We start from the raw sequence: 26,417 nt of genomic DNA, 5'->3' as shown, positions 1-26,417 counted from the left end.
GATCGCTCCTTGATCTCACGCCGCTCGCAGGGGGGAGGATCAGTCGGCGGGCGGCGTCAGCTTGCTTTCGAGTTCCGCCACCTTGGCCTCCAGGGCTTCCAGCCGTGCGCGAGTGCGGGCGAGGACCAGCATCTGGCTGTCGAACTCCTCGCGGCTGACCAGGTCGAGCTTGCTGAAGGCGCTCTGCATCAGGGCGCGGAACTGCGACTCCAGCTCGGCCTTGGGCAACGGCGATTCGCCGGCGAACAGGCGGCTGGCTTGTTGGCTGAGGGCTTCGAAGACGGCTTTGGGCGGCAGCATGGCGAGGGTTCCGGTAACGAGTGGGCGGCAGTCTAGCACGATGTCGGCGGCGCTCGCGGGAGGGCCATTGCACACTTTTTGCGCAACTGTCGGAGCGCGTCTGCGCCTATTTGGTGCGCCGCCCGGAGCCCGGCGTTCCGCACTATCCCCGGGTTGGCGGCTAAGAGCTTGAAATCCGGCGGATTTGCCGGAGCTGGCAAGCTTTCTGCTTTGGCCGGGGTGAGGCGTGCACTGAAGCAGTACCGGTGCGGCAGATGAGGCGGTTGCGGGAGGCCGGCAGGTTGCGGCATCGAACGACCGCAGCAGGGCCAGGTCGGGGCGGAGGGTCCCGATCATGCTTCCCAGAGGGACCGGCGCGTTACAAAGCCAGACACTGCGCTTAGACTGTCCTCGGGTTCGTTTTCCTGGGGCGAGTCCACCAAACACGGGAGAGAGTTTCATGAAGCTAGTCACTGCCATCATCAAGCCGTTCAAGTTGGACGACGTCCGCGAGTCGTTGTCCGAGATCGGTGTGCAGGGCATCACGGTGACCGAGGTCAAGGGTTTCGGCCGGCAAAAGGGCCACACCGAGCTGTATCGCGGCGCCGAGTACGTCGTCGACTTCCTGCCCAAGGTGAAGATCGACGTGGCGATCGCCGACGACCAGCTGGACCGCGTCATCGAGGCGATCACCAAGGCGGCCAATACCGGCAAGATCGGTGACGGCAAGATCTTCGTGGTGAACCTGGAACAGGCCATCCGCATCCGTACCGGCGAAACCGATACCGACGCGATCTAAGCCCAACCGAACCCCCAAAAGCCCCAGGAGAATACCAACATGACTCTGCGTAAGATCGCAGGGCTAGGAGCCCTATTGTCCCTCGCTTTGCCGGGCGTCGCCCTGGCCGCCGAGGAGCCCGTCCTGAACAGCGGCGACACCGCCTGGATGCTGATCTCCACTGCGCTCGTCCTGCTCATGACCATCCCCGGCCTGGCGCTGTTCTACGGCGGCATGGTGCGAGCGAAGAACGTGCTGTCGATCATGATGCAGTGCTTCGCCATCACCGGCCTGATCACCATTCTCTGGGTGGTCTATGGCTACAGCCTGGCGTTCGATACCACCGGGATGGAGAAGGGCGTCCTCAACTTCAATTCCTTCGTCGGCGGACTGGACAAGGCCTTCCTCAGCGGTCTCACCGCCGACGGCCTGACTTCCGCCACCGCGCTGTTCCCGGAAAGCGTGTTCATCACCTTCCAGATGACCTTCGCGATCATCACTCCGGCGCTGATCGTCGGCGCCTTCGCCGAGCGCATGAAGTTCTCGGCGATGCTGATCTTCATGGCGGTCTGGTTCACCGTGGTCTACGCGCCGATCGCGCACATGGTCTGGAGCGGTGACGGCGCCCTGATGTGGGACTGGGGCGTGCTGGACTTCGCCGGCGGCACCGTGGTGCACATCAACGCCGGTATCGCCGGTCTGGTCGCCTGCCTGGTGCTGGGCAAGCGCAAGGGCTACCCGACCACGCCGATGGCCCCGCACAACCTCGGCTACACCCTGGTCGGGGCGGCCATGCTGTGGATCGGCTGGTTCGGTTTCAACGCCGGTTCCGCCGCCGCCGCCAACGGCACCGCCGGGATGGCCATGCTGGTGACCCAGATCGCCACCGCCGCCGCGGCCCTGGCCTGGATGTTCGCCGAGTGGATCACCCACGGCAAGCCGAGCGCCCTGGGCATCGCGTCCGGCGTGGTCGCCGGTCTGGTGGCCATCACCCCGGCCGCCGGCACCGCCGGTCCGATGGGCGCGCTGGTGATCGGCCTGGCCTCCGGGGTGATCTGTTTCTTCGCCGCCACCAGTCTCAAGCGCGCGCTGAAATACGACGATTCCCTCGACGCCTTCGGCGTACATGCGGTCGGCGGTATCGTCGGCGCGCTGCTCACCGGGATCTTCGCGGCGCCGTCGCTGGGCGGCTTCGGCAGCGTGGAGGACATCGGCGCGCAGTTCTTCGTGCAATTCAAGGGCGTGGCCTTCACCGTGGTCTACACCGCCGTGGTGACCTTCGTGATCCTCAAGGTGCTGGACCTGGTCATGGGCCTGCGGGTCACCGAGGAAGAGGAAGCGGTCGGCCTCGACCTGGCGCTGCACAACGAGCGCGGCTACAACCTGTAATACCTGCCGGCGCCCGGCTTTCCGCCGGGCGTCGGTTTGCCTCCCGCGCTCGCCTTCGCCGAACGCCATGCCCTTGTGCGTCGAAAGTCCTGGGCGCTTCCCGCGACTGCCACCACCTTTCCGCAACCGGTCTTTCAGTGACTGCCAGCGGACTGCGCCACCATCAGCTTTCACAGGTCTGCCTCTTACGCTCTTTGCTTTTTCAAATGCCGCGCTAGAATGCGCGGCGCGACGGATCGGAGCCGATTTGGAACAGCAGCATGTGGCAGCAGACCCTGATCACCTTGCGCCCGCGTCCGCGGGGCTTTCACCTCGTCACCGAGGAGATACTCGACGCCTTGCCGGAGCTTCGGCGGTGCCGGGTCGGCCTGCTGCACCTGCTTTTGCAACATACGTCGGCTTCACTGACCCTGAATGAAAATGCCGATCCTGCCGTACGCCGGGATTTCGAGCGTTTTTTCGAGCGGCTGGCGCCACGCGGCGAAGTCGGCTATGAACACAACGACGAAGGTCCGGACGACCTTCCGGCGCATTTCAAGGCCAGCCTGCTGGGCTGCCAACTGACCCTGCCGATACAGTCGGGAGGGTTGGCACTGGGCACCTGGCAGGGGATCTATCTCGGTGAACACCGGGACAGGGGCGGGGCACGGCGCGTGCTCGCCACCTGGCAGGGCGAGTCAGTATGAATTTTTTCCGGCGGCGCTCATCAAAACGCGCGGCTGGGCTATAACTAACCTGCTTTTGCAGCACCGAGAGGTTGACCATGAGCGAAGAAGAACTGGAACAGGACGAGCTGGACGGCGCTGACGAGGACGACGGCGAAGAGCTGGCCGCGGCCGACGACGGCGAAGCGGACAGCGGCGACGGCGACGAGGCCCCCGCCCCCGGGAAGAAGGCGAAAGCCGCCGTGGTGGAAGAGGAGCTGCCCTCGGTCGAAGCCAAGCAGAAAGAGCGTGACGCCCTCGCCAAGGCGATGGAGGAGTTCCTTTCCCGCGGTGGAAAGGTGCAGGAGATCGAACCCAACGTGGTGGCCGATCCGCCGAAGAAGCCGGACAGCAAGTACGGCAGCCGCCCCATCTGATTTCGCGCCATCCCAAGGCCCGCCTCCCGCAAGGGATGGCGGGCCTTGTGCTATGGCGCCGGTCACTTTGACGGGCATCTCGCCCCGCCGCATCCCGGTTGGCGAGCCGATCTTTCGCCTGTTCAGGCACGGCTGGCGACGGGCCAAGGCCTTTTCCTTTCCGGTGGCAGCGCTACCGTTCCACATCGTCAACCGAAGCTGCTTGCCATCCAGGCGCTCCAAGCGGCGTCCGGGGTTGCCGGAGAGCGAGCTGTAGAGCTTGCTTAAGAATTTTCCTAGCGATTCTTAGGCGGATTCGCGGAGCCGTGTAGGTCCTGTCTTATGGCTCCTTTCCAGGTGTTCTGAAAAGATTAGCCACCCATCAAGTTCACTCCGGTTCCGGCGGATTTTCCCGGACATGCCGGACACATCGGTTGTCATCCCATGGAGTTCAAGACGTTCCGTCGAACCCTGCTGCTCGCGGCAGTCCTGTTCGTTCCCGCCGGCACCAGCATGGCTGCCAATCTGTACGCTTTCGGCGGCCGCGATATCGCCGTGCCCTCGATCCTTCCCGAGGGAAGTGTCATGTCGCGCTACACGTTCACTCCCATGCAACTGTGCGGCAAGCCCAGCTGCGATCTCATCGGCGTCTCTCTGTACAACAAGGGAAGTGTCTGGGACCCGGTCGATGGTCCGGACCTGAATACCAACGTGCCGGGCCTCTCGGTGCGCCTGCTGCTGGATGGCATACCGGCGAGCAGCCGTTTCAAGGGCACTTTCTCGCAAATCGCGGAGATCCAGTTGTTCCGCAACTCGACGCCGCTCTCCGACGGCCAGTTCGCGAGCGGAGCCTTCAACTCGTACTTCCTCATTACCTACAAGGACGGGCTTATCGCGTCTGGCACCTCCTCCATCAGGTTGACCGGGAGCGTCACCACGATCAATGCGACCTGCCAGGTCGCCGACCAGACCGTGAAGCTGCAGTCGATCGCTGCCGCCCGGCTGAACGGCGTCGGCACCTACGCGGCCGTTACCCCGTTCAATCTGGTAGTGGCCGGCTGTCCTCGCGGGTACAACCGCGTCGGCTACAGCCTTCAAGCGGTGGGGGGCGCGGTGGCCGAAGGCTCGGGTGTATTGCCGCGCCTGGCGGGCAGCACCGCGACCGGCGTATCGATCCGGGTCACCGACGAGGCCGGCGTGCCGCTACGGATGGGACTCTCGTTGCCGGTGACCGCGTACGACAAGAACACCGGCGGGGCTTACTGGATCCCGATGAAAGCGTCCTATGTGCAGACCGCCGAGAAAATCACGCCCGGCTCGGTCCTGGCCGCGATGGTGATCCTGCTCGACTACCAGTGAGGCAGGGGAGGGCAAGAGCGCGCCTCACCCGAACGCCTCGAAGAACGCCAGGGCCCGCGGGTCGCTGGCATAGGCGATGTTGATACGCAGCCAGTCGCTCTCCTCGCCTTCCGGGCTGAAGCCGCTGCCCGGCGACAGCAGCACGTCCAGGCGTGTCGCCACGGCCTGCAATTCGGCGAACGGGTAGTCGCCGATACGGGCCCAGACGAACATCCCGCCGACCGGTTCGGCGAACACCTCCCAGCCGTTGTCCCCAAGCACCCGCAGGGTCGCCGCCATCTGCCGGGTCAGGCGCTGGCGCAGGCGTTGCACCAGCTTGCGGTAACTGCCGTTGGCGAGCATGGTCGAGACCACGCATTCGGCGAAGCGCTGGCTGCCGATGCTGGTGTACATCTTCACATCCGCCAGGCGCCGGATCAGCTCGGGGCCGGCGATCAGGTAGCCGACCCGTAGCGAGCAACTGAGGGTCTTCGAAAAGCTCGCCAGGTAGATCACCCGGCGCAGCGAATCGAGGGTTGCCAGGCGGGTGCTGGGGCCGTTCTGGAAGTCGGCGTAGATGTCATCCTCGACGATGTGGAAATCATGCTGCTCGGCCAGTTGCAGCACGCGGTGGGCCACTGAGGGGCTGAGGCTGGTGCCGGTGGGGTTGTGGTACATGCTGTTGGTGAAAAGGAACTTCGGCTTGTGCGCGCGGAGGATCGTCTCCAGCGCGGCGGTGTCCGGGCCGTGGCGGGTGCGCGGCACGCCGAGCATCTTCACCCCGTGGAACTTCAGCAGGTTGAACAGGTTGTAGTAGCCGGGGTTCTCCACCACCACCACGTCGCCCGGCTTGAGCAGCGTGCGTACCAACAGGTCGAGGGCATGGCTGGCGCCGGTGGTGGTGAGGATCTGCTCCGGGTCGACATGGATATCGATCAGCCGCAGGCGTTTCTGGATGTGCTGGCGCAGCGCCGGCAGGCCCAGCGGAGTGCTGTAGTCGAACAGCCCGGCGAGTTCGCTGCGGGCGACCTGGCGGATCGCGTAGCTGAGTTCCTCGACTTCCCGCCAACTGTCCGGAATCCAGCCGCAGCCGAGCTTGAGTTTCGTCGAGCTGCCGCTGAACTGGCCCCATGCGTTTTCCGCGCCTTCGTGCCATTCGCTGTCGAGGTCGGTAGTGGCGGCGGGCGCCTCGGCGACGAAGAACCCCGAGCCGTGCCGCGATTCCAGCATCCCCAGGGCGACCAGGCGGTCGTAGGCCTCGATCACGCTGGACTGGCTGAGCTGGTTTTCCCTGGCCAACTGGCGTATCGACGGAATCCGCGTGCCGGCGCGGACGCGATTGCCGCGGATCCAGCCGCTGACCCCTGCGACGATCTGCTGCACCAGCGGCTCGCTGGCATTGCGGTCGATCCGGAGGTGCATGCCTGACTCACTGTTTGGTCTTTTGGGGCGAACAGTTAAGCACAAATCCGAACAGCTGTTACTTGTTCCGTAGCGCCGCCGCGCCGGATAGTCGACGCCTCTTCTCGCGGGCTAGCCAATGCCCACCGCTCTGCCGCGGCAGGCCCTTGAACGGAGAAACGCATGAGCAATACCCGTCGCCACGCCGCATGCCTGGCCTTCGGCCTGTGCCTGATCACCTTGGCGGTGAACCTCCAGGCGCCGCTGTACACCGCCTACGCGGAGCTTTCCGGCTACGGCGCGGCAGCTACCGCCAGCGCTTTCTCCGGCTATGTGCTCGGCGTACTGCCGGTGCTGCTGGTACTCGGCGGGTTGTCCGATCGGATCGGGCGCAAGCCGCCGATCGTCGTCGCGCTGCTGCTGTCGATGGTGGCCACCCTGGTGATGGCGCTCTGGCCGCGCCTGGAGGCGCTCGGCGTGGCGCGCCTGTTGCTCGGCGTCGGCACGGCCCTGGCATCGGCCACCGGGACGGCCTACATGAGCGAACTGATCGCGGGCGGGGATTCTCGCACCTCGGCCAACTGGGTGACCGCCAGCACCTCGCTCGGCTTCGGCCTCGGCGCGGCACTGACCAGTCTGTTCCTGCTGTTCCGGGAGAGCCTGGTGCCCGGCAGCTTCTGGGTCCAGCTGGGACTGGCCTGCGTGGCCCTGGCGGCGGTGGCGGGCCTGCCGGACGAGGCGCCGCGCGGGCGCGATACGCCGATGCTGCGGCTGCCGTTCTTTCCCGCCGGCAGCCTGCCGTACGGCCTCTCGATCCTGCTGGCATGGGCCACTGTGGGTCTGGTCATCGCGGTCCTGCCTTCGCTGCTGGCGGCCCACGGGCTGGCGCGCTGGTCGGGCTTCTTGACCTTCACCGTGATCAGCTGCGGCCTGCTGTTCCAGCCGCTGGCGCGGCGGATGGCGCCGGCCTCGGCGACCTGCCTGGGGCTGGTGATCCTGCCGCCGAGCTATGCCCTGCTGGCCTGGGGCGCGATCCACGGCTCACTGGCTGCGGTGCTGTTCGGTGCGCTGGGCGCGAGCAGTTCCTGCTACGGCTTCACCTACCTGGGCGGGCTGTCGGCGGTGAATGTCCTGGCCGGTGCGGAAAAGCCGCGGGCCAGCGCGGGCTACTTCCTGTTGGCCTACCTCGGCTTCAGCCTGCCGGTGATCTTCACCGGGTTGATCGCGGATCGCTTCGGTGCGTCGACGGCGTTGCTGCTTTTCGGCGTGTCGCTGACGTTGGCTGCCGTTGCGGTGGCGTTTTCCATCTTGCGCGGGGTCGGGCGCTTAAAGGCCAGCGCTTCGCGTGCCTAGGCGCTACCCGCGACCGGGGGCCCGGTCCGTCATTGCAGGCGGGCGAGCAGGGCCGGCAGCTCGGCGAGGCTGCGGATCTCCGCGCTCGGCTCTTCCTCCCCGGCCCAGGGCTTGCCGCTTGGGTTGAACCAGATGGCACGCATGCCGGCGCGGCGCGCTCCGGCGATGTCGTCGCTGGGGTGGTCGCCGATGTGTACCGCTGCCGAGGCCTCGACGCCGGCGCGCTTCAGGGCTTCGCGGAATGGCGTCGGGTCGGGCTTGCCGACGCCCAGTTCCTCGGCGCAGAGGGCGAACCGGAAGTAGTCGGCCAGGCCCAGGCGGCGCACGTCGGCGTTGCCGTTGGTGAGCACGCCGAGGGTGAAGCGGTCGGCGAGGATCTCCAGGGTCGGGTGGACGTCGGGAAACAGGGTGACCCGGTGGCGCGCTTCGAGGAATACCTGGAAACCGGCCTCGGCCAGGCTTTCCGCCTCCGCCTGTGGATAACCGGCGTCGAGCAGGGCATGGAACAGGATGCGCCGGCGCAGCTCGCTGAGACGGTGGCGCAGCATCGGCTCGCGATCCAGCAGGCGGGTGCGGATCGCCCACAGGTGCTCGATGGGTACCGGACCCAGGCGCGCCGCGTTGCTCGCCAGCCATTCGCGGAGCAGGGCCTCGGCGTTGTTCATCACCGGGGCGACGTCCCACAGGGTGTCGTCGAGGTCGAAGGTGATCAGTCGCAGGCTGCTCATGGGTCGTTGCCTCCATCGGCGTTGCCCTTGCGCTTGGCGCGGGGATGGGCGCGGTCGTAGACCGAGGCCAGGTGCTGGAAGTCCAGGTGGGTATAGATCTGGGTCGTGGCGATGTCGGCGTGGCCGAGCAGTTCCTGCACGGCGCGCAGGTCGCCGGACGACTCCAGCAGATGGCTGGCGAAGGAGTGCCGCAGCATGTGCGGGTGCAGGTGCTGGCCCAGCTCGCGGACGCCGGCCTGGCGCACCCGCAGCTGGATCGCCCGCGGCGTCAGGCGCTTGCCGCCGCGACCGATGAACACCGCACCGTCTTCCGGAGCGGCCTGGGCGCGCAGCGGCAGCCAGGCTTCGAGCGCCTGGCGCGCGGCCTTGCCGACCGGCAGCTCGCGGACCTTGTTGCCCTTGCCGCGCACTCGCACCAGGCCTTCCTTGAGGTCCAGCCATTCGAGATCGAGGCCGACCAGTTCCGAGAGGCGCAGCCCGGAGGAATAGAACAGCTCCAGCAGGGCCTGGTCGCGGCGGGCGATGAAGTCATCCTCCACGGCACCGTCGAGCAATTGCAGGGCGCGGTCGGCGTCGAGGGTCCTGGGCAGCTTGCGCGGACTCTTCGGCGCGCTCAGGCCGTTGGCAGGGTCGTGCCGGCAGCGCCCTTCGCGTAGCAGGTACTGGTAGAGGCCGCGCGTCGCCGAGAGCAGCCGTGCCAGGCTGCGGCTGGACTGGCCCTGCTGGTGCAGGCGGGCGACGAAGGTGCGCAGGCTGCGGGTGTCGAGGGCGTTCCAGTCGGAGAGCCCGGCCTTTTCGGCGAGGGCGAGGATCTTCAGCAGGTCGCGGCGGTAGCCGTCGAGGGTGTGCGCGGAGACCTGGCGCTCGCTGCGCAGATGTTCGAGGAAGGCATCCAGGTCGGCGCGCATCTCGGACCGCCCGCCGCGCTCAGCGGACCGAGCGCAGCGGCGAGGAGAAACGCGGCAGCACGCGGGCCAGGACCTCGGCGACGTAGCCGAGGAACAGGGTGCCGAGGGAACTCTTGTAATGCTGCGGATCGGGACTGCCGATGGCGAGCACGCCGTGCAGGCCCTGGAAACTCAGGGAGACCACCGCTGCGGAGCCGATCTCGTCGCGGTCGCTCTCGCCGAAGAGGAACGCCAGTTCGTGCGGACGCAGCACGCCGCAGACGGTCTTGCCGCCGGAGAGCAGGCCGCCGATGGCCTGGTGCGCCTCCGCGCTGCTCACCGAGCGGCCCACCGAGACGCTACTGTCGCTGAACAGGATCAGGCTCACGTAGGGCACCTGGAACTCGTGGCGCAGGCTGTCCTCGACGGTACTGACCACGTCTTCCAGGCTGGTGGCGTCGAGCAGGTCGAGGACCAGGCGGCGGGTCTTGTCGAACAGGCGGTCGTTCTCGCGGGCCACGTCCATCAGTTGCGAGAGCCGGTGGCGCATCTCGATGTTGCGCTCGCGCAGCAGGCGTACCTGGCGCTCCACCAGCGACACTGCGTCGCCGGGCTGGTGTGGGATGCGCAACTCGGGGATCAGCTCGTCATGCTCGACGAAGAACTCCGGGTGCTGGCTCAGATAGGCGGCCACCTGCTCGGCGTCCAGCGCTGCTGTCGGTTCCTGGCTTTTCTCGGTCATAAGCGTCTCGGTTCTCGCGGGCGACGGCCCTTACAGGCGGACCTGGCCTTCATACACGCGGACGGCAGGCCCGGTCATCATAACGGGCTGGCCGGGACCTGCCCACTCGATGTGCAGGCGGCCGCCGGGGAGGTCGATCTGCACCGGCGATTGCAGCCAGCCCTGGCGAATCCCGGCAACCGCCGCGGCGCAGGCGCCGGTGCCGCAGGCTTGGGTCTCGCCGACGCCGCGCTCCCAGACGCGCAGGCGCGCATGGTGCGGATCGAGCACCTGGAGGAAGCCGATGTTGGCCTTCTTCGGGAAGCGCGGATGGACTTCCAGTTGCGGACCGAGGCTGTGTACCGGTGCGCTGTCGACGTTCTCGACGCGCAGCACGCCATGGGGATTGCCCATGGATACCGCGGCCAGTTCGACGCGCTGGCCATTCACCTCTATCTCATAGGACAAGGCTTCGCGCTCGGCCTGGAACGGTATCTCGGCCGGGGCCAGGCGCGGCGGACCCATGTCCACCGTGACCTGGCCGTCCGGGCGGATATTCAGCTCGATGATGCCGCCCTTGGTTTCTACGCGGATGCTCTTCTTCACCGTCAGGCGCTTGTCCTGAACGAAGCGGGCGAAGCAGCGAGCGCCGTTGCCGCACTGCTCGACCTCGGAGCCGTCGGCGTTGAAGATCCGGTAGCGGAAGTCGACGTCGGGGCTGCTCGGGGCTTCGACGATCAGCAACTGGTCGAAGCCGATTCCGGTGTTGCGGTCGCCCCAGAGCTTGACGTGCTTGGGCTGCACATGGGCGTGCTGGCTGACCAGGTCGAGGACCATGAAGTCGTTGCCCAGGCCATGCATCTTGGTGAAGCGCAAAAGCATGGTCTGGGCCTCACTGCGGCAGCAGGCTTTCGCCGGCGTAGAGCTCTTGGACGGTCTCGCGGCGACGGACCTCGTGGGTCTGCTCGCCATCCACCAGCACCTCGGCGGCGCGGCCGCGGGTGTTGTAGTTCGAGCTCATGACGAAGCCGTAGGCGCCGGCCGAGCGCACCGCCAGGAGGTCGCCTTCGGCGAGCGCCAGGTCGCGATCCTTGGCGAGGAAGTCACCGGTCTCGCAGATCGGCCCGACCAGGTCGTAGCGGCGCGGCGCGGCGTCGCGCGGGCGTACCGCCTGCACGTCCATCCAGGCCTGGTAGAGAGCCGGGCGGATCAGGTCGTTCATCGCCGCGTCGACGATGGCGAAATCCTTGTGCTCGGTGTGCTTGAGGTACTCGACACGGGTCAGCAGCACGCCGGCGTTGGCGACGATGGACCGGCCCGGCTCGAACACCAGGGTCAGGTCGCGGCCGTGCAGGCGCTCGCGGATGGCGCGGATGTAGTCGCCGGCCAGCGGCGGCTGTTCGTCGCGGTAGCGCACCCCGAGGCCACCACCGAGGTCCAGGTGGCGAATGCCGATGCCTTTGCCGGCCAGGCGGTCGACCAGCCCGAGCAGGCGCTCGAGGGCGTCGAGGAAGGGCTCCAGCTGGGTCAACTGCGAGCCGATGTGGCAGTCGACGCCGATCACCTCCAGGTGGTCAAGCTCGGCGGCGCGGGCGTAGACCGCCTCGGCCTCGTCGATGGCGATGCCGAACTTGTTCTCTTTCAGGCCGGTGGAGATATAGGGGTGGGTCTGGGCGTCCACGTCCGGGTTGACCCGCAGCGATACCGGCGCTTTCACGCCGAGTTCCGCAGCTACCCGTTGCAGGCGCTCCAGCTCTTCGCCGGACTCGACGTTGAAGCAGTGCACGCCGACTTCCAGGGCGCGGCGCATGTCGTCGCGGGTCTTGCCGACGCCGGAGAACACCACCTTGGCCGGATCGCCGCCGGCGGCCAGGACACGCTCCAGCTCACCGCGGGAAACGATGTCGAAACCGGCGCCGAGGCGCGCCAGCACATTCAGCACCCCGAGGTTGGAGTTGGCCTTGACCGCGAAGCAGACCAGATGCGGCATGCCGGCGAGGGCATCGGCATAGGCGCGGTACTGGGCCTCGATGTGTGCGCGGGAATAGACGTAGGTGGGCGTGCCGAAACGCTCGGCGATGCGGGAAAGCGCCACCCCTTCCGCGAACAGCTCACCGTCGCGGTAACTGAATGTGTCCATGGGCGCTCTCTCAGAAACCGTAGCGGTCTTTGCTGTGTTCTTTCTTGGCTTTTTCGTCGTCCGGCAGGTACAGCGGGCCTTTCTGGCCGCAGGCGGCGATGGAGCCGGCGAGGAGGGCGAGCGCGACGAAGGACAGGAACAGCCGCTTCATGACGGAATCCTTGTAGAAAACGTGAATTGTTCCGGAGTATACCGACCCCCCGGCGCCTTGCCTATGCGAGCCGGATCAGGTGTGCCGGGGCTTGCAGGGGAATGGCCTGCGGCAGAGGGGATGCCGGCGTTTTCCGCGAGCGTCGCGGCAAAACAGCGCGGACTACGGCAATACCAGCGTAGAATTGTCGGAATAGGGCAAGACGAAGGTAGTCGTCCGCCTTTTTTCCCGTTAGCGAATGCCGAGGCAATGCATGAGTACGATGAATGAAGCGCGTTTCCACGACCTGGTCGATGCGCTCCAGCAGCAGGTGGAAGACGCCTTCGATGACAGCGACTTGGACCTCGACCTGGAGAACGCCGGCGGCGTGCTCACCGTACGCTTCGAGAACGGCTCGCAGCTGATCCTCAGCCGCCAGGCGCCGTTGCGCCAGCTGTGGGTGGCTGCGAAGTCGGGCGGCTTCCACTTCGATTACGACGAGGCCAGCGGCCTCTGGCGCCACGATGGCAGCCAGGAACCGCTGGGCGCGCTGCTCAACCGGGCGACCCTGGAGCAGGGGGGCGAGGATGTCGAGTTCCCCGGCCTCTGAGGCTTCGCCGCCGGCGGTGGCCTCGCCCTGCCGGCGCCTGTGCTGCCTCGACGATGCGGACGTTTGCGTCGGCTGCGGACGTTCCCTGGCGGAAATCCGCGAGTGGGGCAAGGCCGACGATTCCCGCCGCTTGCAGATCAGGTCACAGGCCGCTCGACGCCAGTCGCTGGCGGGCCGTCTCTCCTGATAGGGGGGATGTTGCTAATTCCTGCGACTGTGTTAGTGTCCGGGAAAACCCCGCCTTCGGGCGGGGTTTTTGCTTTTTTGCGATTCCTGCTTTTCATCGATCAACCGAACCGGACCAAGGAGCACGCCTGCGATCATGAGCACGCCGCCGATCACCATCACTCGTCTGGACCTGCAGCGCCTGGAGCGCCTGCTGGATGGCCTGGACGAATTCGGACCCGCCGCCGAGGCGCTGGAGGCCGAACTGTCGCGCGCCCAGGTGGTGGGGCATGACGAGATTCCGCCGGGCGTCGTGACCATGAACTCCACCGTGCGCTGCCGCGAGGAAAGCAGCGGCAAGGAGTACACCCTGACCCTGGTCTATCCCGAAGACGTCGCCGGCGAAGGCAAGGTCTCGATCCTCGCGCCGGTGGGCACCGCGCTGCTGGGCCTGACCATCGGCCAGACCATCGACTGGCCGGCGCCGAGCGGGAAGACGCTGAAGCTGACCCTGCTGGAAATCGAATACCAGCCGGAAGCCGCCGGCGACTACGCGCGCTGATCGGTTTTCGCCCGTCGCCATTCGGCGACGGGCTTCGCGACCCTCAGTCGCCCCCACCGCCCCCGCATCCTCCACCCCCGCAACCGCTGCCGCCGTCTCCGCCGCTATCGCCGCCGCAGCCGTGGCGCGAATCCTGTCCGTCCGAACCGAAGGTACTGCCGCTATCGCTGGCGCAGCCGCTGCTGCAACCGATATGGCTGGCGCAATACACCGCTGCGCCGCCGTCTTGCCGCTGCGCGCAGTTCAGGGTGTAGCGGAAGCCGTCGGCGATCGCCAGTTCCGTGTCGAGAGCGAACAGCAGCGGTAGGCGCGTGGGGTTCTGGGGGTCGATGCCTTCGCGGCGACAAGCCAGCTTCCAGGCGCGCCGAATGCCTTCCTGGGCCTGTCGGGGGCTGCGCATCGCCTGCGCCGGCGTATGGTGGAGGAAGCGCCCGAGTCCCTTGCGGCAGACGTGCTGGTAGAGCCGGGTATGCAGGATCAACTCGTGCCAGGCGACATCCACCACCTGGGACGGCATCGCGACCATCCGCTTGCCGGCGGCGCGGCATAGCAGCAAGTATTCGCGCAGGCCGCCGAGCACCCGTTGGACCTGTTCCTCGCTGAGCTGCGGATAGCGCTCGCGGACCGCCTGGGCGACCCGCGGCGGCAGGCGGAATTGCTGGATGAAGCGGTAGCGCCGGCGATCCAGGCCGCGGCGGTAGAGATAGCCGCCCACGAATGCGGCGCCAGCGAGCAGGGTAATACCGAGGAGTGCCATCCGTACGTCCTTGTCGAGCCCCGCGCGGTGCGGCGCTGGGTCATTGTTCCAGCAGCGCCTGGTTCAGCGCCGTTTCCAGGACGCTTTTATAACGCAGATAGTGCAGCGTTTGCGGCTGTTCGTCGGCGAACAGCCGCGACAGGTCGAGGTCGGTCAGGTAGCAGGGGTAGGGTTCGCTTTCCGCGCGATGCGCCAGGATATGCCGGGCGACCGCCTTGAACAGGCCGGCGCCGTACTCCAGTTCGGAAAACTCCTGGTGGTCGCAGTACAGGGTGACCTGCACGCGCTTGCGTTCGCCGCGTTCGAGTAGCGCCTGTAGCTCGTACAACGCGGGTCCGGCCAGGGCCTCCGGCGCTTCGCGAGGCTCGACGTGCAATCTGCCGTCGTTGGAGAGCAACTCGTAGTAGCGGATATCCAGCGAGGCCGGCACCTGTTCCGCCAGCGACAGGGCGTTGCGCCGGTACAGCAGCGATTGCAGGAAGCGCTGCAGCGGTGCGAGCAGGCTGCGTTCGTCACGCAACGCCTGGCGCTGGCGCCAGAGCGCGTTGCGTTCGTCGAGCAGGCTGATCTCGGCGCTGTCGAAGTCGCGCCGGTAGAACACCTGGATGCAGTCCGGCCGCCCCATGGACAGGATCAGCCCGAGGTCCTCGCCTTCCAAGGCGTGGCGATCCAGCTTCAGGGCGCTGTAGCCATCGCGCTCGCGGCCCAGGTGCTGGAGCAGGCTCGGCAGGTCGGGCAGGCTCTCGTGGCTGACCGCCTCCGGCGACATTTCCAGCAGGTGGTACTGCTGGCGGATCTGCAGCAGGTAGCGGCTCGGCTGGCCGCCAAGCAGTTGCCCGTAGGTTTCGCGGAACAGCTCTTCGACCCGCACGGCGATGGCGGCGGCCCGGTTGCGACAGAAGCAGCGCACCATCAGTTCGGGTGGCTGCGGCGGGCTTCCGGGCTTTTCGCGGACGGCGTCGAGGAACTCGGCAAGGCACTCGGGCAGCGCCTGGGGGCCTGCGTAATGGCGCACCGTCAGTTCGTTCCAGCTGTTGAGGCTGAGCTGGTCGAGGGTCAGCACCAGGTTGTCGCGCACCCCGGCATAACCGAGCACGTCGGTACGCCCGGTAGCCATGTGCAGGTTCATCTGGCTGTGGTGGCGCAGCGGGTCGACACCGACGTTGACCAGCAGCAGGACGCTCTTGAGCCGACGCGGTTGCAGCAGGTCGGCGTCGTCCACGGTCGCCAGGGGGACCGGCAGGAACTGCCGCAGGCTGCCCAGGAGATTGTCCAGTTCGGCATCGCCGAGGTCGCTCTGGCCGGGATGCAGGGACAGCCGGGTGGCGCTGTCGATGACGCCGTTGCGATGGCACCAGGCGAGCAGCTCGACCAGCCTGAGGCTGCGTTTCAGCGGCGCGTAGTCAGGCCACTGGTGAGCGCCCAGGGCACCGGGGAAGATCGCCCACTGCGCCTGCTCGCGGTCGTCGTCGGCGGGCAGCTGGACCAGGGTCAGGACGTCTTCGCCGAGATCCGGGGCGATCCCCGGGTTGATGTTCTCCACCTTGCCTGCCTTGCGCTCGAAGGCGGCATACAGGCGGCGGCCGAGCAGGCCCAGGTCGCGGCTGTCGATGCCGCTGTCAGCGCCTTGCTGGCGGGCGATCTGGAACAGCAGGCGGTAGCTGTAGGTCAGTTCGTTGACCACCGTGCGACGCTCTTCCATCACCTGGCGCATCTTCCACTGGCTGCGGCTGTCGAGCAGGGCCAAGCGGCGAGGCTCCCATTGCCATTCCACGACGAGCCGCTCCATCGACAGGTGCTGCCAGCCCTTCTGCGCCTGGCGCTGGCGACCGCCGAGCTTGCGCCCGACCTTGAGGTACAGGCAGCGCCGCACGAGTTCCAGGCGTTCCGGCGCCTGCTGTTCCCGCAGGTAGCGTTCGAGATGGCGATAGACCAGGACGTAGGGGTCCAGTTCGTCGAGATCGAGCTGGCCGGCGAATACCTGCTCCTTGAAGCGCAGGGCGACGCAGCGGACCCGCGGGTGCTCGCTGGCGTAGGCTTCGGTGAGCAGCAGCTTGAGCAGCGACTTGTAGGGCGAATCGATGGCCTTGGACAACTGCCAGAGGCCGGCGCCGATGAACTCCCGGGCGGGGATGTGCGCCAGGTGGCCGAGGTCGAGCACCTCTTCGGCGCGGATGAAGCGTTTGCCGAGCAGGGTCCGGCAGTATTCGTCGTAGCGCCGTTCATGGGCCGGCGGCACCAGCCACCATAGAGGGGTGCGTCCGCCGAGCCAGATCGCGCTACGGTAGAACTCGTCGAGCAGCAGGAAGTGCTGGGTATTGCCGTCGCCGCCGGACTCTTTCCAGTCTTTGCGTTCGTCCTGGCCGAAACGGGCGACGTCGATCAGGAAACAGTGCACCTCGCTGCCCTGGCTGCGCGCCCAGTCCTCGATCAACGCGCACTTGCGGCGCAGCTCCTGGCGCGCGCCGGGCTCCAGTTCTGGGGCATGGCAGACCCAGAGGTCGAGATCGCTCTGTTCCTCCTGGGCCAGGCTCCCCAGGCTGCCCATCAGGAACAGGCCGTGGATCGGCTGCTGTGCGGGTTCTTGCCTGCGTGGCTTGTAGACAAACGAGCGGGCCAGGCGCTGGGCTTCGGCGAGTACTTCGTCGTCCGCCTCAAAACCGCTCAGGCCCGCTGGCGTGCTGGCCGACAGGTAGCCCGGCAGCAGCGGATGGTTGATGTGGAACAGCAGCGGTAGCAGGCGCAGGACCCGCTCCTGGCGGCTGGACAACGCCTGCCGGGCGCGTTGCAGGCGACCGGCATTGACCGCCAGGAAGCGTTGGCGCAACTGGCCGAGGACCTTGCGGTCGATGCCATCGTCGAGATCGAGGCTGAGTGCGGGATGTCGGTTCATGGGCGTCCGGGCACAGGCAAGGCCAGGCGCCGTGCCTGGCTCCGGTCATGCCATTGTATCGCCCGGAAGCGCGGCGGCTTGAGCACCGCACCGCGAACCGGGGTAACCGTCGCGGCCTGTCGGGAGCAGGTCGCGATGGCCGCTTCCGTCAACCCTTGAGGATGGTCAGCAGGCCCTGTGCCTGCTCCGCGGCGTCCAGCCCCAGACTGGTCAGGTAGCCGCCGTCGGGCTGGTCGATCAGCCCCTTGTCGTGCAGGCGTCGGGCGGCGGCGACGGCCTTGCCGTCGGCGGTGTGATGGACCTTGAGTCCTTCCTGGGTGTTGTTCAGGTTGAAGAGCGCCAGCAGTTCCAGTTCGTCGATCAGCTCGGGAGTGAAGGCCATGTCGGCTCCTTGCGGTGTTGAGCACCGGTGAGTGTAGTTGGACTAGGGCGTAGCGTCGGCGGCCTGGCTCCAGCCGTCGAGGATCTTCTGGTACTCGCCGCTGGCGAGGATGCGCTGCATGCCGAGGTCGAAGCGTTCGAGCAGATGCTCGGCCTGCGGGTGGCGGCGCGAGAACGACAGGTACAGCTCCGGGCGGTGGACCGTGGCCACCGGCTGGAACTGGCCTTCCAGTTCGGGATGTTCGCTGAACAACTGGCGAGCCGTATTGCGGTAGGCCAGGGCGTAGTCGACGCGGCCGCGCTGGAGCATGAGGAAACCGTAGTAGTCCTTGCGCACCGGGATGCGCACCAGGTCGTGGCGGCGATCGAAGCCGTCGCCGTATTCATAGCCGAGGGTCACCGCGACTTTCCGTCCGCTCAGCGCCTGCTCCGCATTCACCGGCCGCGCTTCGTCGCGTCGCGCCCAGAGCTGGATCTCCGCGCGGAACAACGGATGCCGGGGCAGACGGTAGTCGGCGAGGATGTGCGGGTTCGGCGAGGTATTGAAGCAGCCGGCGATCAAGCCTTTCAGGGCCAGCTTCATGCAGCGGGAGTAGGGGTAGGGATTGAGCTGGACCGGCGTGTCCGCAGCCCTGAAGGCGGCCCGCACGATGTCCGCGCTCATGCCCTGGATGCGGCCGTCCTTGTAGGCAGTATAGGGATACCAGTCGTCTTCGGCGCCGAGCACCAGGGGTTCTGTCGGGACGGCCGCTGCCGGGCCGGAAAGGGCCAGCAGCAGGCAGATGGGCAGGAAGTGGAACCAGGATCGCATCCGGTATCGCTCCGCGAAAGCAGGTGGCACGGAGAGTGGGCGCCACCTTTCTACCAGAGCGGCAGGCGTTTGGCGAAACAAAACCGCATGGATACGAGGGGAATTCGCCGGCACCAGTCGGCCCGGCTCCGCTCATTCGTCGTCCGGCAACGTCGGCAGGGCACGCAGCGCATGCTCGTAGCCGGCGCTGTCGAAAGCGCGGTCGGCGGCGAGCATGGCGTTGATCTCGTGGGCCAGCACGTAGGCCATCATGCCCAGCGCCTCGTCGCGCTCGTAGCCGACCAGGGTCAGCTTGTTGAACACGGCGCGCGCCGCCGGCGGATTCTCGCTTTCGATCTGGTTCTCGATGGCCTGGATCAGTTTTTCCTCGGCGAAGCCGTCTTCCTGGTTGTCGTCCTGTTCGCTCATCGGGCGTTCCTCGTTCTGGCGCAAAGTACCGCTTGTGCGGCGGCGGGAAGTTGTCCACCCTGCTTGGCCAACGGATGGCCGCGAAGGTAGCGATACCCGACATGATCACCTATTACATCCTTTCCGGCGACCGCCTGGAGCGACGCCAGCACGGCGATGCCCAGCGGGGGTTGCCGCCGGGCACCCTGTGGATCGACCTGCATCACCCGACCCCCGAAGAGGAGCGCCTGCTCGAATCCCACCTGCAGGTGAACATCCCGACCCGCGAGGAGATGGCCGAGATCGAGGATTCGTCGCGCTTCTACGAGGACGGCAACGTCCTCTACATGACCACTTCGGTGGTCGGCGGGATCACCGAGCACCGGCCGAGCACAGAGGAAGTGACCTTCGTCCTCAGCGAGAAATGGCTGATTACCGTGCGCTACGCCGACCTGCGTTCGTTCCGCGAGTTCGAGAACCGCTGCATCCGCCAGCTCGACGCCAACCGCAGCAGCACCCAGTTGTTCGCCCTGATGATGGACAGCCTGGTGGACCGCATCGCCGACGTGTTGGAGGCCGTACAGGGGCAACTGAGCAGCATGTCGCGGGAGATCTTCGCCGAGTCCACCGCCCAGACCCGCAAGCCGAAGACCGACCTGCAGCAGATCATCAAGCACCTCGGGCGCAGCAGCTCGCTGCTGTCCAAGCTCAACGACAGCCTGCTCAGCATCAATCGGATGAACAGCTATTTCCGCCAGGGTTGCAACGGCTGGCTTTCCGAGCCGGCCAAGGTGCTGGCGAAGACCGTGGAGCGCGATGTGCGCTCGCTGGACGAGTACCTGGCGAAGATGTCCACCGAGATCAACTTCCTCCTCGACGCGACCCTTGGCCTGATCAACATCGAGCAGAACAGCATCATCAAGGTGTTCTCCATCGCCGCCGTACTGTTCCTGCCGCCGACCCTGGTGGGCACCGTCTACGGCATGAACTTCAAGGACATGCCCGAGTTGGACTGGTCCATCGGCTATCCGATGGCGCTGGGGATGATGGTGGTATCGGCGATCCTTCCGTACCTCTGGTTCAAGTTCAAGAACTGGCTCTGAGGCACTCGGCAGGTGTGCAACTTTTTGCTGGATAACTTCGGGAAAAGCTGTGGATACCACGCTGGGGCCAAGGCCTGACGGGGTCTTCGATGAAGTGAGCAAGTTCTTGCATAGCACTGTGCAACAACTTGCTCACTTTTTCGGGGTAAACCCAGGGGAAAGTGTTCGTGCGGGCCGGGAGATTCTTCAAGAATTTGATTTAAAAGGTAAATATTTTATTGGCACGAAGCTTGTTGGGTAGCTGCCGCACCAGGACATGTCGTCCCGGCTACCACTGACAAGGAATGCATCCATGGCAACCCCCGCCTATATGTCCATCACCGGCACCAAGCAGGGCCTGATCACCGCCGGCGCCTTCACCGAGGATTCGGTCGGCAACACCTACCAGGAAGGCCACGAGGACCAGGTGATGGTCCAGGGCTTCAACCACGAAGTGATCATCCCGCGCGACCCGCAGTCCGGCCAGCCGACCGGCCAGCGCGTGCACAAGCCGGTGGTCATCACCAAGGTCTTCGACAAGGCCTCGCCCCTGCTGCTGGCCGCCCTGACCTCCGGCGAGCGCCTGACCAAGGTCGAGATCCAGTGGTACCGCACCTCCGCCGCCGGCACCCAGGAGCACTACTACACCACCGTCCTGGAAGACGCGATCATCGTCGACATCAAGGACTACATGCACAACTGCCAGGACCCGGGCAACGCCCACTTCACCCACCTGGAAGACGTGCACTTCACCTACCGCAAGATCACCTGGACCCACGAAGTCTCCGGCACCTCCGGCTCCGACGACTGGCGCTCCCCGGTCGCCGGCTGAGCCGCGACCGCCGCACGCGGCCAGCCTCGCTGGCCGTCGTGCCCTCGATGACCCACAGCGCCGTGGCCAGGAAAGCCCGCGCCGGGTCGATGCCGCTTTGTTTGTTGTAGGCAGCTTCCGATCGAGCCTGCGCGCCCTTGTCTCGCCCGCGCCAGGCAGGACAATCGAATCGGTCGCCTGCGCCAGTGAGGGACAACGGATGTTCGCAGCAGCCAACCAGACCCATTTCAGCCTCGCCATCGACGGCCTCGCCCTCGACCTGCAGGTGCTCTCCTTCAGCGGCCGCGAAGCCATCAGCCAGCCGTTCGCCTTCGACCTGGAGCTGGTCGGCGAACGCCCCGTGCCGGACCTCGAAAGCCTGCTGCACAAACCCGCCTTCCTTACCCTCGGGCCCGCCGGCAACGGTATCCACGGCCTGGTGCGCAGCGCCGGACAGGGCGACTCGGGCAAGCGCCTGACCCGCTACCGCATCACCCTCGTCCCGCAACTGGCCTACCTCGCCCAATGCACCAACCAGCGCATCTTCCAGCACCTCACGGTGCCGCAGATCGTCGGCCGGGTGCTGGAGGAACACGGCATCCTCGCCGACGCCTACCGCTTCCAGCTCGGCACCCGCTACCCCGAGCGCGAATACTGCGTGCAGTACGACGAGAGCGACCTGCAGTTCGTCCAGCGCCTGTGCTGCGAGGAGGGCATCCACTTTCATTTCCAGCACAGCGCCACGGCGCACCTGCTGGTGTTCGGCGACGACCAGACGGTGTTCCCGCGGCTCGCGCCGGTGGCCTACCAGCAGGACTCCGGCCTGGTCGCCGACCGGCCGGCGGTCAAGCGCTTCGGCGTACGCCTGGAAACCCGCACCAGCCGCGTCACCCGCCGCGACTACGACTTCGAGAAACCGCGCCTGACGCTGGAAAGCGCCGCCCGCGGCGAAGCCCGGCCGGACCTCGAGGACTACGACTATCCCGGTCGCTTCGTCGACCGCGAGCGCGGAAAGCACCTGGCCAGGCGCGCCCTCGAACGGCAGCGCAGCGACTACCGCCTGGCCGAGGGCCGCAGCGACCAACCGTTGCTGCTCAGCGGCCACTTCCTGCCGCTGGCCGCCCATCCCCAGGCGGGCTGGAACGACCTCTGGCTGCTCACCGAGGTGATTCACGAGGGGCGGCAGCCTCAGGTGCTGGAGGAAAGCATCGTCTCCGATGCCTCGGCGAGCCCGGACGACTTCCGGCAGGGTTACCGCAACCGCTTCCAGGCCACGCCCTGGGAGGCGTTCTTCCGTCCCCCACCGACGCCGCCGAAGCCGCGCATCCTCGGCACGCAGAGCGCGGTGGTGACCGGTCCGAAGGGCGAGGAAATCCACTGCGACCGCTACGGTCGGGTGAAGGTGCAATTCCACTGGGATCGCGAGGGCCAGGCCGACGACAGCAGCAGTTGCTGGTTACGCGTTGCCTCCGGCTGGGCGGGAAGGAACTACGGCGCCATCGCCATCCCGCGGGTCGGCATGGAGGTGCTGGTGACCTTCCTCGAAGGCGACCCCGACCAGCCGCTGGTCACCGGCTGCCTGTTCCACAGGGAACATCCGGTGCCCTACGAACTGCCGGCGCACAAGACCCGCAGCGTCTTCAAGAGCCTCAGCAGCCCTGGCGGCGGTGGCTACAACGAGCTGCGCATCGAGGACCGCAAGGGCCAGGAGCAGATCTTCGTCCATGCCCAGCGCGACTGGGACGAAAACATCGAGCACGACCAGAAGATCCGCGTCGGTCACCAACGCCACGACACCGTGGAGGCGAACAGCTACAGCGAGTTCAAGGCCGAGGAACACCGCACCACCCACGCCGAGCGCAAGGTGGAGGTCCGCGCCAGCGACCACCTCACCGTAGCCAACGACCAGCACCTGAAGATCGCCAGCGGCCAGTTCGTCGAGGCCGGGCAGGAGATCCACCTGAGCAGCGGCCTGAAGGTGGTGCTGGAGGCCGGCGCCGAACTGACCCTCAAGGGCGGCGGCAGCTTCCTCAAGCTCGACGCCAGCGGCGTGACCCTCTCCGGGGCCAACGTCCGGGTCAACTCCGGCGGCAGCCCGGGCAGCGGCAGCGGCGCGGCGCCGCTGTTGCCGGGGCCGCCGCTCGACGCGGATGCGGCGACAGTGGGCCAGGTACTGGACAACCCGGCGCGTAGCCGTTCCGAGCGGAAGGGGCCGGAACAACTGGTCGTCGATGTCTGGGGAGACCCGGCGCAAGGAAGCCAGGTCGTACTGTTGCCACCGGAGAGCGAGGCATGAGCGGATTCCAGGACCAGAGTATCGACGAAGGCGTGCGCAAGCGCACCGCCTACCAGAACGATCGGCGTGCACGACTGGCATTGAACGTCGAGCGACAGGACGGCGGTATCCTGCAGATTCCGGTGGCCAGCGATATGCTCGGCCATGAGGAGCACGAGCGTATCCAGCAGAACACCTTCCTGGCCGTGATGCCGCTGGTCCGCCTGCCAACGCTGGGTAAGGCCGGTTATGGCGACCAGCTGCCCGCCGGCGCGCTACCGCGGGCGGGACGGATCTACCTGTTCCAGGACGGCAAGCTGTGGCGCGAACTGGAGTGTGATGGCAAGGGCAACCTGTTTGAAGTCGACCTCCTGCAGGGGCGCAGCCAGCGTGCGGACAAGCGTCCGGCCGTAGGCAAGACACAAGCGCTGATCCTGGTGCCGGTGCTGGTCAAGGGGCAGTTCGTGATCCCACGCTACACCATGGCCTATAGCGAAACTCCCTGGCCTTGGTCGTACATCGACTGGCTGGAGGAGGACCCGCAGCGGGTCAACCGGCGCTGCCAGCAGATGGCGTCCGCTTGGAACGCCTCGGTGGCCAACCAGCACTGGAAAGCCTCCATCCATCATCCCGCGCTGGTCATTGATCATCACGCCCAGGGTTTGCGACCTCGCGACTTCAACGTCGAGAGCGCGCTGGAAGACCCGGCGGAATTCACACCTGCGTTCGCCGCCTTTCGCGAAGAGTCGCTGGTGTGCCAGTTGCAGCGACGCCAGCAGGAATTGGCGCCCCTGCTGAAGCAGGCTCCGCCCTCTGCGCTACCTACTCTGGAGGCCGGAGAGGACGTACTGGAAACCCTCAAGCTGCGTGGCCATCCCAACCTCATCGGGCTGATGCTCGACGACTCGCTGTTCGCCTTGCGCCACGCTGCGGCGCAGGCGCGCCACTGCGCTGCCTACTTGCGCAGCCTCAATGCACTGCTGCCGCACCGTCCCAACGGACGCTATGCACAGGTGCTGAGCAACATGCTCGACGGCCCGCTCGCCAAGCTCAGGGGCGAGGTCGATCAGGCCGAACTGGACGAGGCGATCTTCGCCGAGGAGCGACAGTCTTGCCGAATCCACCTGACGCAGCAGGTCGAGCATCTGGTTGCCCTGCTGGAAGGCCCCTTGCACCCGGTGTTGCAGGACTGGACCCACCAGTGCGACGAAGCCCTGCTGGAGCCCTACAGCCTGATGAGCGAGGCACTGGCTGCGCTGAACCAGCTTCCCGACCGCTGCGACGCACTGTACAGCGGTACCGCCTACCGGGCGCTGGCGGCACATGTCGAGCGGGTGGTCAGCACGGTTCTGCAGGCAAGCCACCCGCTTGGCGCCATGCTCCTGGCCAAGGACGAAGGACAACTTCCCGAGCCGGTTCGGCGCCTGCAGGCGCTGCGCGATAGCCCGCGGACGCCGGACCCCGATGCAATGGGCCTCAGCACGCTGATGCTGGGAGCCAGTCTGCTGGGCGAGGTCGACCAGCCCAGCGCCGGCAAGAGCCTCGCCTACTTCCTCGGCGACCTGCTGGACGTGTTCGGCGCCAGCGTAGTCGAGCAACTCGGCCGGCTGTCCCAGGGCGCCACCCAGATCCAGCTCGACCGCTTGTTCGCACCGACCTTCAATACTCTGAGCGCCCTCTCGGTGAAGATGAAAGGTATCCGCCTGCTGCCCGACAGTCAGGTGCCGCTCGACATGGTTGTCGTCGGCGTGCGCGGAGCCGGCCTGCGCAACGGTCTGACCGAGGTCGAGCGCCAGGAGCTGAGGCGCAAGAGCTATCGGCGCGCCATCGTTCAGGACGGTGCCGGCAATCCCCTGGCCGGCACCAGTCCCCGCGACACCGGCATGAGTCGCGCCAACCTGCGCAACGTCATGGTGGTGGCGGTACCCAAGGATCACCCGGACCTGCTTGCCTACACGAAATTCCGTACGCAGTTAGGCACGTTGACCCAGGTGATGGAGAACACTCGCATCGTGCCGACGATGATGCTGGGGTTTGCGATTTATAACTTGAATGTGCAGGTGCAGGCATACAGTGGCTTTGTAGACAGTGGAGAAAAGCACAGAGGGACGATCGGGGCTGTCGGTGCAGTAATCGATTTAACAGCCGCTGGAGGAAGCCATGCAAAGCTGCTTTTCGGACCATCTACTGCAAAGTATCTAGAAACCCCACGTATATCGGTAGCCCAAATATCCCCTCGATGGGCCAGGAATCTAGAAGTTCAAACAGGCAGCCCTAAGTTAGGGTTGCTACGTGGGCTTGGTGGCGCAGCCACACTATTCGGTGCAGGCATCAGTGTATGGGATGGCTACCGAGCTTTGAGGCAGGGAGATAGCGATGCGGCTGCGGCCTACGGTGTGGCCGCAGTGGGTGGGGGCCTGTGGGGTGCCTACGTCCTAGGATGGATAGTAAACCCTTATGCTTTGCTGGCTGGTGCGGTTTTGGCGATCGGAGGCACTGTGGTCGCTAATCTACTGACTGACAGCGATGCGGAAACCATCGTCAAGAAAGGCCCCTTCGGCCGGCAATTCGCCGAGGCTGGCCTGCTCGATTCGCTGATGGGCCAGGACCAGCGCTTCGCCCATCTGAAAGACCCGCAAACGGCCTATCGCCAATTGCTGGGAGTCCTCGGCCATCCGCGGGTCTTTGTCCATCGCCTGGAAGACTGGCGCAAATTGGCGCCGGCGGCGCATCGATCTGTCTTGCAGGAAGCGGAACGGGGTCGCCAAGCGGTCAGCCGCACTGCGCTATCCTGCATCGACCCCAAGTTGCAGGCGCTGGAGGCAAACGATTGGGCCGTGGTGCTGAGTTCCCCGCTCCTGGCCATGTTCGAGAATGGCCAGAAGGCGTTCCGCCTGGTGGCCCAGGAGTTTCTCAGCAGCTTGCCGATCGATCCGGGCACCCTGTTCGGCGTCAAGCGCTACCATCGGGTCCCCGCGGGCCCCGCCAAGCTCGAAGCCTTGCCGTTGGATGCTGCCAGCGTGCTCTACGTGCTGCCGGCCAGCCTGCCGATTCCGCAGTTGTCTCCTCGGGCCCGCTATAGCATGCGCATGACCCAGGGTTTGAAGATCAGCGCACAGTTCGAACTCAATGCCGACCAGCCTGAGCAGCGGCTTGTCCTGCCTCAACCCAGCCCGAAGAGTTGGAGTGCATTCACATCCGCCAATCGGTACCTTCCCCCGGACGACTTGGACCCCCATGCTGCGCCACCTTATTGGTTGATAGAGAACAGTGAGTTCAACGTATGACTGTACACATGGATGCCACGTACTCAGCCAGTGCTTATCGCAGTGAAGTCAACGACTCTTTACCGCCGCCAAGGTGGAAGGAGGAGTCTAACCGTAATGGTATTTTTGACACCCATCTTGCCTTTGGGAACTATGCCAATCTAGATCCGGAAATGGAGATTGTAGGGCAGCTTTCGATCGGGGCTGAGGATA

General features: G+C 66.1%; 27 protein-coding genes. 14 read left to right on the top strand and 13 right to left on the bottom strand.

The genetic code is table 11. The features are described from left to right. Positions 1 to 39: 39 nt before the first annotated feature. Positions 40 to 300, bottom strand: coding sequence for an accessory factor UbiK family protein (locus tag ACI766_RS28630; protein WP_003096478.1), 261 nt, complete (start codon positions 298 to 300; stop codon positions 40 to 42). 439 nt (positions 301 to 739) lie between these two features. Here ACI766_RS28630 and glnK point away from each other — a divergent pair, with 439 nt between their 5' ends. The 5 genes from glnK to ACI766_RS28605 all read left to right on the top strand — a co-directional run bounded on the left by glnK (position 740) and on the right by ACI766_RS28605 (position 4,865). Then, the gene (glnK, locus tag ACI766_RS28625; protein ID WP_003096476.1) at positions 740 to 1,078 is read left to right on the top strand and encodes a P-II family nitrogen regulator; all 339 of its coding nucleotides are present in this window, start codon (positions 740 to 742) and stop codon (positions 1,076 to 1,078) included. Positions 1,079 to 1,117: 39 nt separating this feature from the next. Further along, a complete protein-coding gene (locus ACI766_RS28620) occupies positions 1,118 to 2,446 on the top strand; it encodes an ammonium transporter (RefSeq protein ID WP_003098243.1) in 1,329 nt (442 codons plus the stop codon). A gap of 260 nt (positions 2,447 to 2,706) precedes the next feature. Beyond that, the gene (locus ACI766_RS28615; RefSeq protein WP_003096441.1) at positions 2,707 to 3,132 is read left to right on the top strand and encodes a secondary thiamine-phosphate synthase enzyme YjbQ; all 426 of its coding nucleotides are present in this window, start codon (positions 2,707 to 2,709) and stop codon (positions 3,130 to 3,132) included. Positions 3,133 to 3,209: 77 nt separating this feature from the next. Then, positions 3,210 to 3,527 carry a transcriptional regulator SutA gene (gene sutA, locus ACI766_RS28610; RefSeq protein WP_003098240.1) on the top strand — a complete coding sequence of 106 codons (318 nt, stop codon included), beginning with the start codon at positions 3,210 to 3,212 and terminating at the stop codon, positions 3,525 to 3,527. Positions 3,528 to 3,950: 423 nt separating this feature from the next. After that, positions 3,951 to 4,865 (top strand): fimbrial protein, encoded by a 915-nt coding sequence (locus tag ACI766_RS28605; RefSeq protein ID WP_003114348.1) that lies wholly within the window; start codon positions 3,951 to 3,953, stop codon positions 4,863 to 4,865. A 24-nt stretch (positions 4,866 to 4,889) separates the two neighbouring features. Here the strand turns inward: ACI766_RS28605 and ACI766_RS28600 are convergent, their stop codons facing one another. Next, positions 4,890 to 6,266: a PLP-dependent aminotransferase family protein gene (locus ACI766_RS28600; protein ID WP_003098233.1), complete on the bottom strand. Its 1,377-nt coding sequence runs from the start codon at positions 6,264 to 6,266 to the stop codon at positions 4,890 to 4,892. Between the two features lie 162 nt (positions 6,267 to 6,428). On the opposite strand from ACI766_RS28600, the gene ACI766_RS28595 reads away from it, so the two are divergent. Continuing rightward, complete coding sequence (locus ACI766_RS28595; RefSeq protein ID WP_412828485.1) at positions 6,429 to 7,598, top strand: MFS transporter; 1,170 nt, start codon at positions 6,429 to 6,431, stop codon at positions 7,596 to 7,598. A 29-nt stretch (positions 7,599 to 7,627) separates the two neighbouring features. Here the strand turns inward: ACI766_RS28595 and ACI766_RS28590 are convergent, their stop codons facing one another. The 6 genes from ACI766_RS28590 to lptM are packed head-to-tail and all read right to left on the bottom strand — an operon-like array spanning position 7,628 to position 12,225. After that, entirely contained in the window at positions 7,628 to 8,326 is a 699-nt protein-coding gene (locus ACI766_RS28590) for an HAD family hydrolase (protein ID WP_087823681.1), read from the bottom strand. Beyond that, the gene (xerC, locus tag ACI766_RS28585; protein WP_003096434.1) at positions 8,323 to 9,234 is read right to left on the bottom strand and encodes a tyrosine recombinase XerC; all 912 of its coding nucleotides are present in this window, start codon (positions 9,232 to 9,234) and stop codon (positions 8,323 to 8,325) included. Before xerC ends, ACI766_RS28590 begins: the two co-directional genes overlap by 4 nt. A 19-nt stretch (positions 9,235 to 9,253) precedes the next feature. Next, positions 9,254 to 9,955: a DUF484 family protein gene (locus ACI766_RS28580; protein ID WP_003096433.1), complete on the bottom strand. Its 702-nt coding sequence runs from the start codon at positions 9,953 to 9,955 to the stop codon at positions 9,254 to 9,256. A 30-nt stretch (positions 9,956 to 9,985) separates the two neighbouring features. Beyond that, positions 9,986 to 10,816 carry a diaminopimelate epimerase gene (dapF, locus tag ACI766_RS28575; protein WP_003114344.1) on the bottom strand — a complete coding sequence of 277 codons (831 nt, stop codon included), beginning with the start codon at positions 10,814 to 10,816 and terminating at the stop codon, positions 9,986 to 9,988. A gap of 10 nt (positions 10,817 to 10,826) precedes the next feature. Next, positions 10,827 to 12,074: a diaminopimelate decarboxylase gene (gene lysA / locus ACI766_RS28570; protein ID WP_003118055.1), complete on the bottom strand. Its 1,248-nt coding sequence runs from the start codon at positions 12,072 to 12,074 to the stop codon at positions 10,827 to 10,829. Positions 12,075 to 12,084: 10 nt separating this feature from the next. Beyond that, positions 12,085 to 12,225, bottom strand: a complete 141-nt coding sequence (gene lptM / locus ACI766_RS28565) for an LPS translocon maturation chaperone LptM (RefSeq protein ID WP_003096430.1) — start codon at positions 12,223 to 12,225, stop codon at positions 12,085 to 12,087. A gap of 253 nt (positions 12,226 to 12,478) precedes the next feature. On the opposite strand from lptM, the gene cyaY reads away from it, so the two are divergent. The 3 genes from cyaY to rnk all read left to right on the top strand — a co-directional run bounded on the left by cyaY (position 12,479) and on the right by rnk (position 13,541). After that, the gene (gene cyaY / locus ACI766_RS28560) at positions 12,479 to 12,814 is read left to right on the top strand and encodes an iron donor protein CyaY (RefSeq protein ID WP_003121284.1); all 336 of its coding nucleotides are present in this window, start codon (positions 12,479 to 12,481) and stop codon (positions 12,812 to 12,814) included. After that, on the top strand, positions 12,792 to 13,001 hold the full coding sequence (locus ACI766_RS28555) for a DUF1289 domain-containing protein (protein ID WP_003161172.1): 210 nt from the start codon (positions 12,792 to 12,794) through the stop codon (positions 12,999 to 13,001). Before cyaY ends, ACI766_RS28555 begins: the two co-directional genes overlap by 23 nt. 135 nt (positions 13,002 to 13,136) lie before the next feature. Further along, on the top strand, positions 13,137 to 13,541 hold the full coding sequence (gene rnk, locus ACI766_RS28550) for a nucleoside diphosphate kinase regulator (RefSeq protein WP_003096424.1): 405 nt from the start codon (positions 13,137 to 13,139) through the stop codon (positions 13,539 to 13,541). A 43-nt stretch (positions 13,542 to 13,584) separates the two neighbouring features. Here the strand turns inward: rnk and ACI766_RS28545 are convergent, their stop codons facing one another. From ACI766_RS28545 to ACI766_RS28525, 5 genes are all read right to left on the bottom strand, one after another. After that, positions 13,585 to 14,298, bottom strand: a complete 714-nt coding sequence (locus tag ACI766_RS28545; RefSeq protein WP_023086746.1) for a glycine-rich domain-containing protein — start codon at positions 14,296 to 14,298, stop codon at positions 13,585 to 13,587. A 40-nt stretch (positions 14,299 to 14,338) separates the two neighbouring features. After that, positions 14,339 to 17,191, bottom strand: a complete 2,853-nt coding sequence (locus ACI766_RS28540; protein ID WP_087823679.1) for a class I adenylate cyclase — start codon at positions 17,189 to 17,191, stop codon at positions 14,339 to 14,341. Between the two features lie 148 nt (positions 17,192 to 17,339). Continuing rightward, positions 17,340 to 17,573 (bottom strand): TIGR02647 family protein, encoded by a 234-nt coding sequence (locus ACI766_RS28535; protein WP_003096418.1) that lies wholly within the window; start codon positions 17,571 to 17,573, stop codon positions 17,340 to 17,342. A 42-nt stretch (positions 17,574 to 17,615) separates the two neighbouring features. Continuing rightward, positions 17,616 to 18,383: a substrate-binding periplasmic protein gene (locus ACI766_RS28530; protein WP_003096415.1), complete on the bottom strand. Its 768-nt coding sequence runs from the start codon at positions 18,381 to 18,383 to the stop codon at positions 17,616 to 17,618. Between the two features lie 132 nt (positions 18,384 to 18,515). Then, positions 18,516 to 18,791 carry a hypothetical protein gene (locus ACI766_RS28525; RefSeq protein WP_003114340.1) on the bottom strand — a complete coding sequence of 92 codons (276 nt, stop codon included), beginning with the start codon at positions 18,789 to 18,791 and terminating at the stop codon, positions 18,516 to 18,518. A gap of 101 nt (positions 18,792 to 18,892) precedes the next feature. Between ACI766_RS28525 and ACI766_RS28520 the strand changes: the two genes are divergently transcribed. The 5 genes from ACI766_RS28520 (at position 18,893) to ACI766_RS28500 (ending at position 26,225) form a co-directional block, all read left to right on the top strand. Beyond that, positions 18,893 to 19,873 carry a magnesium transporter CorA family protein gene (locus ACI766_RS28520; RefSeq protein ID WP_003114339.1) on the top strand — a complete coding sequence of 327 codons (981 nt, stop codon included), beginning with the start codon at positions 18,893 to 18,895 and terminating at the stop codon, positions 19,871 to 19,873. A gap of 49 nt (positions 19,874 to 19,922) precedes the next feature. Continuing rightward, on the top strand, positions 19,923 to 20,114 hold the full coding sequence (locus ACI766_RS28515; protein WP_123788632.1) for a hypothetical protein: 192 nt from the start codon (positions 19,923 to 19,925) through the stop codon (positions 20,112 to 20,114). 51 nt (positions 20,115 to 20,165) lie between these two features. Next, on the top strand, positions 20,166 to 20,684 hold the full coding sequence (locus ACI766_RS28510) for an Hcp family type VI secretion system effector (RefSeq protein ID WP_003083317.1): 519 nt from the start codon (positions 20,166 to 20,168) through the stop codon (positions 20,682 to 20,684). 199 nt (positions 20,685 to 20,883) lie between these two features. Beyond that, entirely contained in the window at positions 20,884 to 22,959 is a 2,076-nt protein-coding gene (locus ACI766_RS28505) for a type VI secretion system tip protein VgrG (protein ID WP_010793652.1), read from the top strand. Next, positions 22,956 to 26,225 (top strand): hypothetical protein, encoded by a 3,270-nt coding sequence (locus ACI766_RS28500; RefSeq protein ID WP_023083278.1) that lies wholly within the window; start codon positions 22,956 to 22,958, stop codon positions 26,223 to 26,225. Before ACI766_RS28505 ends, ACI766_RS28500 begins: the two co-directional genes overlap by 4 nt. The last annotated feature ends 192 nt before the right edge of the window (positions 26,226 to 26,417 follow it).

The organism is Pseudomonas sp. DL (assembly GCF_047199225.1).
Taxonomy (GTDB): Bacteria; Pseudomonadota; Gammaproteobacteria; order Pseudomonadales; family Pseudomonadaceae; genus Pseudomonas; species Pseudomonas aeruginosa.
The sequence above is the reverse complement of the archived record's forward strand: the minus strand, read 5'-3'. Positions and strand labels throughout refer to the sequence as shown.

Excerpts from the sequence above, each read along its gene's own strand:
- lysA (WP_003118055.1), bottom strand. The coding sequence starts at position 12,074 with ATGGACACATTCAGTTACCGCGACGGTGAGCTGTTCGCGGAAGGGGTG.
- ACI766_RS28525 (WP_003114340.1), bottom strand. The coding sequence starts at position 18,791 with ATGAGCGAACAGGACGACAACCAGGAAGACGGCTTCGCCGAGGAAAAA.
- ACI766_RS28630 (WP_003096478.1), bottom strand. The coding sequence starts at position 300 with ATGCTGCCGCCCAAAGCCGTCTTCGAAGCCCTCAGCCAACAAGCCAGC.
- ACI766_RS28600 (WP_003098233.1), bottom strand. The coding sequence starts at position 6,266 with ATGCACCTCCGGATCGACCGCAATGCCAGCGAGCCGCTGGTGCAGCAG.
- ACI766_RS28615 (WP_003096441.1), top strand. The coding sequence starts at position 2,707 with ATGTGGCAGCAGACCCTGATCACCTTGCGCCCGCGTCCGCGGGGCTTT.
- dapF (WP_003114344.1), bottom strand. The coding sequence starts at position 10,816 with ATGCTTTTGCGCTTCACCAAGATGCATGGCCTGGGCAACGACTTCATG.
- glnK (WP_003096476.1), top strand. The coding sequence starts at position 740 with ATGAAGCTAGTCACTGCCATCATCAAGCCGTTCAAGTTGGACGACGTC.
- cyaY (WP_003121284.1), top strand. The coding sequence starts at position 12,479 with ATGAGTACGATGAATGAAGCGCGTTTCCACGACCTGGTCGATGCGCTC.
- ACI766_RS28590 (WP_087823681.1), bottom strand. The coding sequence starts at position 8,326 with ATGAGCAGCCTGCGACTGATCACCTTCGACCTCGACGACACCCTGTGG.
- ACI766_RS28510 (WP_003083317.1), top strand. The coding sequence starts at position 20,166 with ATGGCAACCCCCGCCTATATGTCCATCACCGGCACCAAGCAGGGCCTG.
- ACI766_RS28520 (WP_003114339.1), top strand. The coding sequence starts at position 18,893 with ATGATCACCTATTACATCCTTTCCGGCGACCGCCTGGAGCGACGCCAG.
- ACI766_RS28540 (WP_087823679.1), bottom strand. The coding sequence starts at position 17,191 with ATGAACCGACATCCCGCACTCAGCCTCGATCTCGACGATGGCATCGAC.
- ACI766_RS28555 (WP_003161172.1), top strand. The coding sequence starts at position 12,792 with ATGTCGAGTTCCCCGGCCTCTGAGGCTTCGCCGCCGGCGGTGGCCTCG.
- ACI766_RS28500 (WP_023083278.1), top strand. The coding sequence starts at position 22,956 with ATGAGCGGATTCCAGGACCAGAGTATCGACGAAGGCGTGCGCAAGCGC.
- ACI766_RS28505 (WP_010793652.1), top strand. The coding sequence starts at position 20,884 with ATGTTCGCAGCAGCCAACCAGACCCATTTCAGCCTCGCCATCGACGGC.
- xerC (WP_003096434.1), bottom strand. The coding sequence starts at position 9,234 with ATGCGCGCCGACCTGGATGCCTTCCTCGAACATCTGCGCAGCGAGCGC.
- ACI766_RS28605 (WP_003114348.1), top strand. The coding sequence starts at position 3,951 with ATGGAGTTCAAGACGTTCCGTCGAACCCTGCTGCTCGCGGCAGTCCTG.
- ACI766_RS28580 (WP_003096433.1), bottom strand. The coding sequence starts at position 9,955 with ATGACCGAGAAAAGCCAGGAACCGACAGCAGCGCTGGACGCCGAGCAG.
- lptM (WP_003096430.1), bottom strand. The coding sequence starts at position 12,225 with ATGAAGCGGCTGTTCCTGTCCTTCGTCGCGCTCGCCCTCCTCGCCGGC.
- ACI766_RS28545 (WP_023086746.1), bottom strand. The coding sequence starts at position 14,298 with ATGGCACTCCTCGGTATTACCCTGCTCGCTGGCGCCGCATTCGTGGGC.
- sutA (WP_003098240.1), top strand. The coding sequence starts at position 3,210 with ATGAGCGAAGAAGAACTGGAACAGGACGAGCTGGACGGCGCTGACGAG.
- ACI766_RS28595 (WP_412828485.1), top strand. The coding sequence starts at position 6,429 with ATGAGCAATACCCGTCGCCACGCCGCATGCCTGGCCTTCGGCCTGTGC.
- rnk (WP_003096424.1), top strand. The coding sequence starts at position 13,137 with ATGAGCACGCCGCCGATCACCATCACTCGTCTGGACCTGCAGCGCCTG.
- ACI766_RS28535 (WP_003096418.1), bottom strand. The coding sequence starts at position 17,573 with ATGGCCTTCACTCCCGAGCTGATCGACGAACTGGAACTGCTGGCGCTC.
- ACI766_RS28620 (WP_003098243.1), top strand. The coding sequence starts at position 1,118 with ATGACTCTGCGTAAGATCGCAGGGCTAGGAGCCCTATTGTCCCTCGCT.
- ACI766_RS28530 (WP_003096415.1), bottom strand. The coding sequence starts at position 18,383 with ATGCGATCCTGGTTCCACTTCCTGCCCATCTGCCTGCTGCTGGCCCTT.